The organism is Streptomyces sp. NPDC053432, from assembly GCF_055585365.1.
This window is the reverse complement of record NZ_JBVJKF010000007.1, coordinates 205,641-218,458: the sequence shown is the minus strand read 5'-3', so window position 1 is coordinate 218,458 and position 12,818 is coordinate 205,641. Positions and strand designations below refer to the sequence as shown.

Here is a 12,818-nt window from a genome sequence, read left to right as displayed (position 1 = left end):
TCACCCCTCGACCCGCGCCGGACCCGCCACGGGAACCGAGCGCGCGAATCCGCCGTCCACCATCAGACCGGCCACCGTTTCCAGCTCAGGCGGATTGCCCGCCAAGCGCTCCAGGAAGGCATCGAAATCAGCGCCGCACGGCAGCAACAGCCGCTCCACACGCTCCTGGACGGACCACCCGTCCCGGTCGCGCGCGTCGTCGTACGGGGAGAACCACACCGAACCGACCGACTCACCCCTGACCTTCAGCGCGAGCAGCCCGCCCTGCGCGAAGGCCACGCACAGGTAGTCCTTCGTCAGGTGGTCGCGCAGGCACTTGTTGACGTAGACGAGGTCGTTGACCGCCGCCTCCTCACGCACCGTGAAGAACGGCTGGTCCACCAGCAGCCCGAGGTCCACGTCCAGACCCGCGCCCACCGGAGCGCAGCCACCCGCCGCCTTCAGGAACGAGCGGTACGCCTCCGGCAGCCGGTAGCCGAGGTCCTCCTCGACACCCTGCACCTGCGACTCGGACACCGAGACCACCGACTTCGGCAGCCCCAGGTGCACCGGACGCACCTCCTGCAACGGCCGCGTCCCGCGCTTCTCGTGATCCACCGGAGCCGTCGCCAGACCCGCGTGGTGCCGCAGCAGCGCCTTCACCTCGACCGGCACCAGCTCCATGCGCCGCGAACCCGCCACGTGGTGCCAGGTCCAGCCGTGCGGAGTCGCGACCGGGCCCACCGTGTCCCACAGCTCGTGACCCGTGGCCTTCATCGCGGCGTTCGCGGACACGTAGTCCGTCAGCCGCAGCTCGTCCACGCCGAAACCCTCCGGCGGTTCGGCGATCTCCACCGCCGCCCGAGCGTACGCGGAGAAATCCGGATGCCCCGCGCCGCCCATCCGCACTCCATGGGGATGCCGAGCAGCCCGGACCGGGTCCGGGAAATGCACGACCTGCCCCGAGTAAGCGGCGTTGGGTGGCGCGGCATGCTGCCCGAGCCGACCTGTCGTCATGGCGGTAGCCCCCTGCTGGATCTGGCTGGTTCACCACAGCCTATGCGCTGGGGCAAGAGCGTCACCCGCCCCCGACCGGCGCACCCACCCACGGGCCGGGAACATCCGAATTGATACGAATATTCGACCCCGCTTCCGTATGACAGATGACATTTGGCAGGCTGTCCCCGCAGCACGGGGGCGTGCGCACAGCGGCGACAACCGCGGCCACGGGAGGGAAAGCGCGAGGATGCACAACACCGCAACACGTACGGACCGGGCCGACTCCACCGACCCCGGAACCGGCCCCTCCACGGGCCCGGCCACCACTCAGGCCACCGCTTCGGCCGCCGCCCAGGCCCCCGGACCGGGCGGCCCCACCGGCGACCCACGCCTGCGCTGGAGCAGCACCGACGGCCGCCCCGCCGTACCCGTCCTGCGCTTCCGCCGCGACGGCATCCTGCCCACCGTCGCCGCCGCCCTCTCCGTCCGCGGCGAAACCCTCACCAGCACCGCCGGCAAGGGCGACCAGCCACCCGTACTCCACCCCCTCGTACAGGACTTCCTCGACACCCTCACGAGCGGCCAGCGCGAACGGTTCACCGGCCGCTGCCCCGAGGCGATCCTGCTCTCCCGCCACCTCGCCACCGTCGAAGGCGCCCGCTCCAAACGCGCCTCCCGCAAACCCCTCTCCCCCAGCGAAGCCCGCCGCTCCCTCAAACACTCGAAGATCACCGCCCGCCGCATCCGCGAGGCCGGCGACCCCCTCCACGGCAGCTACGCACCCCCCTGCCGCTCCTGCGAGGCCCTCCTCGCCCACTTCGGCGTACGCCACGTCGACCTCACCCCCGCCGAGTAGCCATGACCACCACCTCAGCCTCCTACGACCGCTCCTCGGCCACCCGGTTCCCCGTCCCCGTGGACGACGCCCTGCGCACCGCCGGATGGGAACCCGGCCGCTGGGACATCAAGCAGGCCGAATACTGGGCCGACGCACTCCGGGACCACACCACCCCCGCCGGCCACCGCCACACCGTCTTCCCCGCCGCCGTCGAGGCCTGGGCCGAATTCGGCGGCCTCACCGTCACCGCCCGCGGAGCGGGCCGCCAGATAGCCCCCGCGACCATCCGCATCGACCCGACCACGGGCCTCCACCTCGCCCGCACCTTCGCCGACCTGGGCCGCGCCCTGTCCACGGAACTCTGCCCCCTGGGCACCGAGGCCGACGGCAGCTCCCACCTGGCCATCGACCGCGAGGGACGCGTCTACGGCATCGACCACACGGGCGACTGGTACCTCGGCACCACCCTCGACGAAGCCCTCACCCTCCTCCTGACGGGCCTCCAACCCACCCGCCTCACGACGGGCTGACCCAAGCCCGCCGGGGCGCACCTCCAGCCCCGCCGGCGTTCGAGGCGCGGGGGTCCGGGGGCAGCGCCCCCGGCAACGCCGCCGCACCGAACCACAGCCGCCCGCACCCCGCGCGCCGAACCCGGCCTACCCCCCGACCCCCACGGGAAGCACCGCCGACACCCTGAACCCACCCGCATCCGTCGGCCCCGACACGAACACCCCGCCCAGCCCCAGCACCCGCTCCCGCATCCCCACGAGCCCGTTCCCCCCACTGGGAAGCCCCGGCTCCGGGGCCTGACCGTCACACGGCCCGTTCTCCACCTGCATCGCCACCTCCCCCTCCCGGTGCGCCAGCCGTACGACGACCCGCGCGCCCGGAGCGTGCTTGTGGCAGTTGGTCAGCGCCTCCTGCACCACCCGGTAGGCGGTCTGCTCCACCTCCGCCGCGTACGCCGACGCCTCCCCGTGCACCACCATCTCCACGGCCATCCCCGCCACCCGGGACTGCCCGACCAGCGCCTCCAGCTCACCGAGCGAAGGCCCGTCCTCCACACCCGAGCGCCCCGCCAACGCCACCGGCACGGAGACGGCAGCAGCCACCGGGGCCGCCTTCACCGGCTCCTCCCGCCGCAGCACCCCGAGCATCTCCCGCAGCTCGGTCAGCGCCTGCCGCCCCATGTCACCCACCAGCGCCGCGTTCTTCGCCGCCCGCACCGGATCCTTCGCGGCCACCGCCTCCAGCGCGGCCGCGTGCACCACCATCAGCGACACCCGGTGCGCGACCACGTCGTGCATCTCCCGCGCGATCCGGGTCCGCTCCTCCGCCCGGGCCCACTCGGCCCGCTCCTCCGCCCGGTCCGCCAGCAGCGACAGCTCCCGCTCCAGCGAGTCCGCCCGCTCCTGGAGACTCTCCATCAGCCGCCGCCGCGCCCCCATGTACAGCCCGAGCAGCACCGGCGGCACGGTCAGCGCCACCGCCACGAACACGGACAGCATCAGCACGAACGTCCGGCCGGCCTCCGTGTCCCCGCTGGTCCGCAGGTACATCACGGCGAACGTCGCGGCCAGCGCCATCGAGGTCAGCGTGGCGGTGATCCGGCGGGGCACCGCGGAGGAGGCCACCGTGTACAGGCCCACCACCCCGAGCAGGAAGCCCATCACGGCCGGCGTGACGGCGATCCCCACCAGCACCACGGCCACCGGCCACCGGCGCCGCACCAGGAGCGTGGCCCCCACCACCAGCCCGAACAGCACCCCGGCCGCGGCCGGCACCCCCGCCTCCTGGGCGAAGGACACGCCTTCCCACCCGCACTCGACGGTGGAGGCGACCCCGAGCGCCACGTCCACCACGACATCCCGCCGCCGCCCCCACCACCACACAGCCGGGCCCGCGCGGCCTTCCACATCCCCCGTACCGGTCATGCCGACCAGCGTACGCAGGGGCCCCAGCACACGGTCGACCGGAATTCCCGGAAACCGGAGGTAATCGCACGTACGCATGAATAGCCCGGAATCCGAGACGTGAATCCTGCATTCCGGACGACATTGGGGACATGACCGAAATCCGACGTCGCCCCGGCGACGGCACCGGCGGGCTCCGCCACGGCACCACGACCTTCGAGTCCCTGCGGGAGCAGGCGGTGACCCTGCGCCGCGAGGGGCTCAGCCGCCGCCAGATCCGCGACCGCCTGCACGTCCACAACAACGACATCCTCAACCGCCTCCTGGACGGCGAGCCGGCCCCCGAGTGGACCAAGCGCCCGAACGCCAAGGACGACCTCCGCGCGAAGGCCCGCGAACTCCGCCTCCAGGGCCTCACGTACGACCAGATCCAGGTCGAGCTCGGCTGCTCGAAGAGCTCGATCTCCCTCTGGGTCCGCGACCTTCCCAAGGTCGACCATCGGTCCCCCTCGGAACAGGGTCGGGACGCCGCACTCAAGCGCTGGGCCCACGAGAGCCCGCGCCGCGGGGAGGCGCGCGACGCCGCCATCGAGGCCGCGCGGGCGGAGGTCGGCCGCCTCGGCGGCCGGGAACTGTTCCTCGTCGGCGTCGCCCTTTATTGGGCCGAGGGCTCCAAGAGCAAGCCATACCGGCGCGACGAGACAGTCACCTTCATCAACAGCGACCCCGGCGTCATCCGCGCGTGGCTGGCCTGGCTACAACTCATGGAGATCCCCCGTGAGCGCCTGAAGTTTCGGGTGATGATCCACGAATCCGCGGACGTGGAGGGGGCCGAACAGTACTGGGCCGACCTCGTCGGAGTGCAGCGGGCCCGCCTCCAGAGAACCACCCTCAAGAAGCACAACCCGAAGACCGTGCGCAAGAACACCGGCACGGATTACCGCGGATGCCTGATCGTCCGCGTCTCCGCCAGTTGCGACTTGTACCGTCGCATTGAAGGTGCCTGGTGCGGCATAGTAGGTGCCGTCGACTCGATCAACAGAGGCGAATGTCCGATTTAGTCGGCTTTGCTATCCCCTGTGGTGTAATCGGCAGCACTGGGACCTTTGGAGTCCTATGTCCGGGTTCGAGTCCTGGCAGGGGAGCAGAGCGAGGTTCGGGTCCTGACCGCCAAGGTCAGGACCCGCCCTCGTTTCCGGCCCTTAACCCCCCGGTATCCTTCACGGGTCCACTCCCGAAAGCCGAAGGGCACACCCGTGAGCGCCAACCGCCCGGCAGCCGTCGTCGTACTCGCAGCGGGTGAGGGCACCCGCATGAAGTCCGCGACTCCCAAGGTCCTGCACGAGATCTGCGGGCGCTCGCTCGTCGGTCACGTCGTCGCCGCCTCCCGCGAGCTGGACCCCGAGCACCTCGTCGTGGTCGTCGGGCACGCCCGGGAACTGGTCACCGCGCACCTCGCCGGCATCGACGCCGACGTCCGCACCGCCGTCCAGTACGAGCAGAACGGCACCGGGCACGCCGTCCGCATGGCCCTCGAAGAGCTCGGCGGCACCCCGGAAGGCACGGTGATCGTCGTCTGCGGTGACACCCCGCTCCTCACCGGCGAGACCCTGGCCCAGCTGACGGCGACGCACCAGGCGGACGGCAACGCCGTCACCGTGCTCACCGCCGAGGTGCCGGACTCCACCGGCTACGGCCGCATCGTCCGGGACTCGGAGAGCGGCGCCGTGAAGGCGATCGTCGAGCACAAGGACGCCACCGACGCCCAGCGCGCGATCCGGGAGATCAACTCCGGGGTCTTCGCCTTCGACGGGGCCCTGCTCGCCGACGCGCTCGGCAAGGTCCGCACCGACAACAGCCAGGGCGAGGAGTACCTCACCGACGTCCTCGGCATCCTGCGCGAGGCCGGCCACCGCGTCGGCGCGGCCGTGGGGGCGGACCACCGGCAGATCCTGGGCATCAACAACCGCGTGCAGCTCGCCGAGGCCCGCGCCCTGCTGAACGCGCGGCTGCTGGAGCAGGCGATGCTCGCGGGCGTGACGGTCGTCGACCCGGCGAGCACGTTCATCGACGTGACGGTGACTTTCGGCCAGGACGCGATCGTGCACCCGGGCACCCAGCTGCTCGGCTCCACCCACATCGCCGAGGGGGCCGAGGTCGGCCCGAACACGCGCCTCACGGACACCCGGGTGGGCGAGGGCGCCCGCGTGGACAACACGGTGTCCGACAGTGCGGTCATCGGCGCGCAGGCGACCGTCGGCCCCTTCGCGTACCTGCGGCCCGGCACGAACCTCGGCGCGAAGGCCAAGGCGGGCACGTATGTGGAGATGAAGAACGCGACGATCGGTGAGGGCACGAAGGTGCCGCACCTGTCGTACGTCGGGGACGCCACGATCGGCGAGTACACCAACATCGGCGCGGCGAGCGTCTTCGTGAACTACGACGGTGAGCACAAGCACCACACCACTGTCGGCTCGCACTGTAAGACGGGGTCGGACAACATGTTTGTGGCGCCCGTCACCATCGGGGACGGTGCGTACACCGCCGCCGGGTCGGTGATCACGAAGGACGTTCCGCCCGGTGCGCTGGCCGTGGCCCGGGGCCAGCAAAGGAATATCGAGGGCTGGGTCGCCCGGAAGCGCCCGGGAAGCGCGGCGGCGACGGCGGCTCAGTCGGCGGTCCAGGTGGACTCCGACGCCCGTTGAGGTGAACTGACCGGAAACGGGTACGTTCAGGACGGCGTACCGTGATAGGTGCACCCAATTCGGCTGGCTCACCGTGTGCGGGACGGACGCACATGGGGGCGAGCAGCTTTCAACACGTCTGAGGAGACAGTGCTGTGACCGGGATCAAGACGACCGGCGAGAAGAAGCTGATGCTCTTCTCCGGCCGCGCCCACCCCGAGCTGGCCGAGGAGGTCGCGCACCAGCTCGGTGTCGGCCTCGTGCCGACCAAGGCTTTCGACTTCGCGAACGGTGAGATCTACGTTCGTTTCCAGGAGTCGGCGCGCGGCGCGGACTGCTTCCTGATCCAGAGCCACACGGCTCCGATCAACAAGTGGATCATGGAGCAGCTGATCATGATCGACGCGCTGAAGCGCGCGTCGGCCCGCTCCATCACGGTGATCGTCCCGTCGTACGGGTATGCCCGTCAGGACAAGAAGCACAAGGGCCGTGAGCCGATCTCGGCCCGTCTGGTCGCTGATCTGCTGAAGACCGCGGGTGCGGACCGCATCCTGACGGTCGACCTGCACACGGACCAGATCCAGGGCTTCTTCGACGGCCCGGTGGACCACCTTTCGGCCCTGAACGTCCTCGCGGACTACGTCGGTGCGAAGGTGGACCGCTCGAAGCTGACGATCGTCTCCCCGGACGCCGGCCGTGTGCGCGTCGCCGACCGCTGGTGCGACCGTCTGGACGCGCCGCTGGCGATCGTGCACAAGCGCCGTGACAAGGACGTCGCCAACCAGGTGACGGTCCACGAGGTCGTCGGTGAGGTCAAGGGCCGTGTCTGTGTCCTGGTCGACGACATGATCGACACGGGTGGCACGATCTGCGCCGCTGCCGACGCGCTGTTCGCGCACGGTGCGGAGGACGTGATCGTGACGGCGACGCACGGCATCCTGTCGGGTCCGGCGGCGGACCGTCTGAAGAACTCGAAGGTCAGCGAGTTCGTGTTCACGAACACCCTGCCGGACCCGTCCGACCTGGAGCTCGACAAGATCACGGTGCTGTCGATCGCCCCGATGATCGCGCGTGCGGTGCGCGAGGTCTTCGAGGACGGTTCGGTGACCAGCCTGTTCGAAGAGGAGCACTGACTCCTCCGGAACACCTCTGGAAGATCCTTTTGAAGTGCGGCCTTCCCGCCGGGTAGACTCATGAAGTTGCTCGGCGAGGGAGGCCGCACTTCTGTGTGCGGGTGCTCCGTTATCGACGCGCTCTTCGTAGCAGGCCGTTTCGGCCGGGTGACCCTGTCCTTTTTTCCGTCACCCCACGAGGAGTGAGCATGTCCGAGGTCAAGCTTTCCGCCACCCTGCGCGACACCTTCGGCAAGGGCTCTGCCCGCCAGGCCCGTCGCGACGCCCTGACCCCCGGTGTCATCTACGGCCACGGCGCCACCCCGAAGCACGTCAACGTCGAGGCCCACGGCCTGATGATGGCGCTGAAGACCCCGAACGTCCTGCTCTCCCTGGACATCGCGGGCGACGGCACCGAGCTGGTCATCCCGAAGGCGATCCAGCGTCACCCGCTGAAGCGCACCATCTCCCACGTCGACTTCCTGATCGTCAAGAAGGGCGAGAAGGTCACCGTCGAGGTTCCGGTCGTGACCGAGGGCGAGCTGGCCGCCGGTGGCAACCTGCTGGAGACCCTGCTGACGACCATTTCCGTCGAGGCCGAGGCCACCCACATCCCGACCGAGGTCACCGTCTCGATCGCGGGCCTGGAGGCCGGTGCCACGGTGCACGCCTCGGACCTGAAGCTGCCGGCCGGCACCACCCTGGCCGTCGACGGTGAGACCGCCGTTCTGCAGGTCGTCGCCCCGCAGGCCGAGGAGCCGGCCGCCGAGGCCGAGGGCACCGAGGCCTGAGCCTCGCCCCACCTTCTCAGCAGTTGCTGACCGACCGCCGTCCGGCTCCACTGGAGCGGGACGGCGGTCGTCTTCGTATGAGGGATTGAGGAGCTTTTGATGTCGGACGACGCGGCGGCTCCCTGGCTGGTCGTGGGGCTGGGGAACCCTGGTGGCGAGTACGCGGGGAACCGGCACAACATCGGTTTCATGGTGGCGGACCTGCTGGCCGAGCGGATCGGCGGCAAGTTCAAGGCGCACAAGGCGCGTGCGCAGGTGGTGGAGGGGCGCATCGGGCCTCCGGGGCCGGCGAACCGGCGTGTGGTGCTGGCGAAGCCGATGTCCTTCATGAACCTGTCGGGTGGCCCGGTGACGGCTCTGCGCGATTTCTACAAGGTGCCGTTGGAGCGGGTCATCGCGGTCCATGACGAGCTGGACATCGATTTTCCGACGCTGCGTCTGAAGCTGGGTGGCGGGGACAACGGCCACAACGGTCTGAAGTCGATGACGAAGTCGATGGGTGCGGACTACCACCGGGTGCGTTGCGGTATCGGTCGGCCGCCGGGGCGGATGCAGGTCGCGGACTTCGTGCTGAAGGACTTCTCGTCGGCGGAGCGCAAGGATCTGGACTGGTTCGTGGACCGGGCGGCGGATTCGGTGGAGTGCCTGATCACGGAGGGCCTGGAGCGCGCCCAGTCGGCATACAACTCCTAGGGCATACCGGGCATAGGGAGCAGTGGCACCCAAGGGCACACGAATACTCGTGCGTACCTCTTGACCGTGGTGGGGCGGCGTCAGCAAGCTTGGCGGCGCCACCCCCACGGCCCGTATTCCTCACCTGTGCCAGAGGTGCCTCATGTCCATTCTCAGCCAGCGCTGGGCGGCGGTAGCGGTTCCGGCCGCGGCTTCCCTCGTGGTCGCCGCGGGGGCCGTTCCGGCTCTCGCGGCCGACTCGTACACCGTTCCGCTGCACCAGGCGGTTCCCCTCACCGCGGCTTCGTACGGTGAGAAGGAGGCCTCGTGTGCGGGCGTTCCGTCGTCCCAGGACGGTTGGCACTTCGTGCTGCCGGGTAATTCGACCGATTTCAAGAAGCTCACGGTGACGTTCGAGCCGGGCGGCACGCAGGTGATCACCGTTTTCGGCCCGCCGTCGGAGAAGCACGCGTACGCGGCTTCGGCTGCCGGTGCCAAGCTCACGGCGGCTTCCGCGGTGGTCGAGGGCGGTTCGGTGGAGTGGTTCAACCTGTCGCACACCTGCCCCGCGTCGGTGACGCCGTCCGGTACGCCGTCGAAGACGCCGTCCGGGACTCCTTCGCACACCCCTTCGCACACGCCGTCGAAGACGCCGTCGGGCAGTGCCTCGGCGTCGTCCTCGCCGTCGGCGTCGGTGTCGGCGAGCCGGAGCGGCGGCGGTACGCCGTCGGGCTCGGTGTCCCCCGGCTCCTCGGCGAGCTCTCCGGCTCCGGTCCCGGGTGGCACGACGGGCGGCGGTGACCTGGCGAGCACCGGTTCGGACCTGCCCGTGGCGCTGCTGTCGGCGCTGTCCGCCGCGCTGGTGGCCGCGGGTGGACTGCTGCTGATGCGCCGGCGCCGTACGCGGTAGTCGCCGCGCCCACGGGGAAGCCCCCGCGCCGTGGACCGGTGCGGGGGCTTCCGTGTGACTGCCGTCGGGTCAGCCGGTGTTGCGCAGGCCGGCGGCGACGCCGTTGACGGTGAGCAGCAGGGCGCGGGCGAGGAGCGGGTCGGGGTCTTCGCCTCGGGCGGCGGCGGCGCGCTGGCGGGCGAGGAGGGAGACCTGGAGGTAGGAGATGGGGTCCAGGTAGGCGTCGCGTACGGCGAAGGTCTGCTGGAGGACGGGCTGGGAGTCGAGGAGCTTCTCGCCGCCGGTGATGCGCAGGACTTCGGCGACGGTGAGGGCGTGTTCGGCTTCGATGCGGTCGAAGACGTGCTTGAGCTCTTCGGGTACGAGGGTGTCGACGTAGTGGCGGGCGATCCGCAGGTCCGTCTTGGCCAGCGTCATTTCGACGTTGGAGAGGAAGTTGCGGAAGAAGTGCCAGCGCTCGCCCATTTCGGTGAGGACGTCTTCGTGTCCGGCTTCGCGCAGGGCCTTGAGTCCGGAGCCGACTCCGTACCAGCCGGGGACGATCTGGCGGGACTGGGTCCAGCCGAAGACCCAGGGGATGGCGCGCAGTCCGTCGAGGCCGGCGCCGGAGTCGGGGCGGCGGCTGGGGCGGGAGCCGAGGTGGAGGTCGGCGAGCTGGTCGACGGGGGTGGAGGCGAAGAAGTACGAGGGGAGGTCGGGGTCCTCGACGAGTTCGCGGTAGGCGCTGTGGGCGGCCTCGGAGACGATGTCCATGGCCGTGTCCCAGCGGGTGAGGGCGTCCGGGGACTGGCGGGGCGCTGTGTGCAGGGCGGATGCCTGCAGGGTGGCGGCGACGGTCAGTTCGAGGTTTTCGCGGGCGAGGGAGGGGACGAGGTACTTGTCGGAGATGACCTCGCCCTGTTCGGTGACCTTGATCTCGCCTTCGAGGGTGCCCCAGGGCTGGGCGAGGATGGCGTCGTGGGAGGGGCCGCCGCCGCGGCCGACGGTGCCGCCGCGGCCGTGGAAGAGGCGCAGGCGGACGCCGTAGCGGTGGGCGACGTCGCGCAGGCGGCGCTGGGCGCGGTGGATTTCCCACTGGCTGGTGGTGATGCCGCCGAACTTGGAGGAGTCGGAGTAGCCGAGCATGACCTCCTGGACGTCTCCGCGGAGGGAGACGAGGCGGCGGTAGGAGGGGTCGGCGAGCATGTCGCCGAGGATGACGTCGGCGGCGCGGAGCTCGTCGGTGGTTTCGAGGAGCGGCACGATGCCGATCTTGGCCCAGCCGGCGTGGAGGTCGATGAGGCCGGCTTCGCGGGCGAGGACGGCGGCGGCGAAGACGTCGTCGGCGCCCTGGCACATCGAGATGATGTAGGACTCGATGACTTCGGGGCCGAACTTCTCGAAGGCGTCCTTGATGGCGAAGAAGACGCCGAGGGTCTTGTGTCCGGCCGCGTCGAGGGGGGCGGGGGTGGGGGCGAGGGGGCGGCGGGAGCGGAGTTCCTTGGCGAGGAGCTTCTGCCGGTAGTCGCGGGGCATGTCGGCGTAGCGCCAGGATTCTTCGCCGAGGCGGTCGAAGAGCTGGCCGAGTGCGTGGTGGTGGGCGTCGGCGTGTTCGCGGACGTCCATGGTGGCGAGCTGGAGGCCGAAGGCGGCCAGGGTGCGGATGGTGCGGTCCATGCGGCCGTCGGCGAGGAGTCCGCCGCGGTGTTCGCGCAGGCTGGTCTGGATGAGGGTGAGGTCGGCGAGGAGCTCGGCGGTGCCGAGGTAGTCGCGGCCTTCCTCGTGGGGGGTGCCCTTGGCGAGGCGTTCGCGGGTGTTGAGGAGCTTCTGGCGGACGCAGGTGGCCTTGAGGCGGTAGGGCTCTTCGGCGTTGAGGCGCTTGTAGCGGGGGCTGATCTCGGGGAGGCGTTCGAGGTCGGCCTGGAGGGAGGCGAGGAGTTCCTCGGTGGCTCCGGCGTAGCGGATGGAGTTGGAGAGCAGCGAGCGCAGGAAGTCGATGAGTTCGAGGGCGTCGCTGATGCCGTGTTCGTGCTGGAGGATCAGGATGTCGCGGGTGACGTCGGGGGTGACGTTGGGGTTGCCGTCGCGGTCGCCGCCGATCCAGGTGCCGAAGGTGAGGGGGCGGGTGCCGGCGGGGAGTTCGACGCCGACGCGCTGGAGTTCGGCGGCGAGGTCTTCGAGGACGTCGCCGACGGCTCCGGCGTGGAGTTCGTCGAGGTAGTAGATGGCGTTGCGGGCCTCGTCGGAGGGTTCGGGGCGGACGACGCGGAGTTCGTCGGTCTGCCAGACGAGGTCGATGTTCTCGGCGAGGCGCAGGTCGTGGCGGCGGCGGTCGCCGGCGCCGGTGACGGGCTCTTCGAGGAGGGCGGCGATGCGGCGGAGCTTGCCGAGGACGCTGCGGCGGGCTGCTTCGGTGGGGTGTGCGGTGAAGACGGGCCGGACGTTGAGGTTCTTGACCGTGGCGCGCAGGTGTTCGGGGTCGGCGTCCTTGAGCATGTCGGCGGTGCGGGCGAGGAGTCCGCCTTCGGTGGCGCGGTGGGCGCGCAGTTCCTTGCCCCGGTGTACCTGTTCGGTGACGTTGGCGAGGTGGAAGTAGGTGGAGAAGGCGCGCACGAGCTTGGCGGCGGTCTCCAGGTCGGTGTCGCCGAGGAGGGCGGCGGCGGCCTCGCCGTCGGTGCGGGTGAGTGCGCGCACGCGTTCGACGAGGTCGAGGAGTTCCTGGCCCTCCTGGCGTACGAGGGTTTCCCCGAGGAGGTCGCCGAGGCGGCGGATGTCCGCGCGCAGCTCTGCGTTCGCGGTGTCCGTGGTGTGGGCGGGGGCCTGGTCAGCACTGCTCACAGGTGCGGCTCCTTGCAGTGTTTCGAGCGCTACTGGGCGGTGGGCTCCCGACCGCGCGCAGCGCTGCTGCTTCCTGGTGCGCAGCTCGGGCTGCCCGTGCGGA

At 70.4% G+C, this 12,818-nt stretch carries 11 protein-coding genes and 1 tRNA gene; 9 read left to right on the top strand and 3 right to left on the bottom strand.

The window, feature by feature from the left end; all coding sequences use genetic code 11:
* Complete coding sequence (locus ACZ6Y1_RS14770; RefSeq protein WP_469628031.1) at positions 1-996, bottom strand: SMI1/KNR4 family protein; 996 nt, start codon at positions 994-996, stop codon at positions 1-3.
* 229 nt (positions 997-1,225) lie between these two features.
* On the opposite strand from ACZ6Y1_RS14770, the gene ACZ6Y1_RS14765 reads away from it, so the two are divergent.
* Together ACZ6Y1_RS14765 and ACZ6Y1_RS14760 are read left to right on the top strand one after the other, a co-directional pair.
* Positions 1,226-1,834: a YwqJ-related putative deaminase gene (locus ACZ6Y1_RS14765; protein WP_469628028.1), complete on the top strand. Its 609-nt coding sequence runs from the start codon at positions 1,226-1,228 to the stop codon at positions 1,832-1,834.
* Between the two features lie 2 nt (positions 1,835-1,836).
* Positions 1,837-2,346: an SUKH-3 domain-containing protein gene (locus ACZ6Y1_RS14760; protein ID WP_469628027.1), complete on the top strand. Its 510-nt coding sequence runs from the start codon at positions 1,837-1,839 to the stop codon at positions 2,344-2,346.
* 126 nt (positions 2,347-2,472) lie between these two features.
* On the opposite strand, the gene ACZ6Y1_RS14755 is transcribed toward ACZ6Y1_RS14760, so the two are convergent.
* Positions 2,473-3,750 (bottom strand): sensor histidine kinase, encoded by a 1,278-nt coding sequence (locus ACZ6Y1_RS14755; RefSeq protein WP_469628025.1) that lies wholly within the window; start codon positions 3,748-3,750, stop codon positions 2,473-2,475.
* A 131-nt stretch (positions 3,751-3,881) separates the two neighbouring features.
* On the opposite strand from ACZ6Y1_RS14755, the gene ACZ6Y1_RS14750 reads away from it, so the two are divergent.
* The 7 genes from ACZ6Y1_RS14750 (at position 3,882) to ACZ6Y1_RS14720 (ending at position 9,898) form a co-directional block, all read left to right on the top strand.
* Positions 3,882-4,790 (top strand): hypothetical protein, encoded by a 909-nt coding sequence (locus ACZ6Y1_RS14750; RefSeq protein ID WP_469628023.1) that lies wholly within the window; start codon positions 3,882-3,884, stop codon positions 4,788-4,790.
* Positions 4,791-4,802: 12 nt separating this feature from the next.
* Positions 4,803-4,874: transfer RNA gene (locus ACZ6Y1_RS14745), tRNA-Gln, on the top strand.
* 111 nt (positions 4,875-4,985) lie between these two features.
* The gene (glmU, locus tag ACZ6Y1_RS14740; RefSeq protein ID WP_469628021.1) at positions 4,986-6,434 is read left to right on the top strand and encodes a bifunctional UDP-N-acetylglucosamine diphosphorylase/glucosamine-1-phosphate N-acetyltransferase GlmU; all 1,449 of its coding nucleotides are present in this window, start codon (positions 4,986-4,988) and stop codon (positions 6,432-6,434) included.
* A gap of 134 nt (positions 6,435-6,568) precedes the next feature.
* Positions 6,569-7,546: a ribose-phosphate diphosphokinase gene (locus ACZ6Y1_RS14735; protein ID WP_469628018.1), complete on the top strand. Its 978-nt coding sequence runs from the start codon at positions 6,569-6,571 to the stop codon at positions 7,544-7,546.
* A gap of 188 nt (positions 7,547-7,734) precedes the next feature.
* A complete protein-coding gene (locus tag ACZ6Y1_RS14730) occupies positions 7,735-8,316 on the top strand; it encodes a 50S ribosomal protein L25/general stress protein Ctc (protein ID WP_469628015.1) in 582 nt (193 codons plus the stop codon).
* Positions 8,317-8,415: 99 nt separating this feature from the next.
* On the top strand, positions 8,416-9,009 hold the full coding sequence (pth, locus tag ACZ6Y1_RS14725) for an aminoacyl-tRNA hydrolase (protein ID WP_469628012.1): 594 nt from the start codon (positions 8,416-8,418) through the stop codon (positions 9,007-9,009).
* A 142-nt stretch (positions 9,010-9,151) separates the two neighbouring features.
* Positions 9,152-9,898, top strand: coding sequence for an LPXTG cell wall anchor domain-containing protein (locus ACZ6Y1_RS14720; protein ID WP_469628009.1), 747 nt, complete (start codon positions 9,152-9,154; stop codon positions 9,896-9,898).
* 69 nt (positions 9,899-9,967) lie between these two features.
* Here the strand turns inward: ACZ6Y1_RS14720 and ppc are convergent, their stop codons facing one another.
* Positions 9,968-12,715: a phosphoenolpyruvate carboxylase gene (gene ppc, locus ACZ6Y1_RS14715; RefSeq protein WP_469628007.1), complete on the bottom strand. Its 2,748-nt coding sequence runs from the start codon at positions 12,713-12,715 to the stop codon at positions 9,968-9,970.
* Between the last annotated feature and the right edge of the window lie 103 nt (positions 12,716-12,818).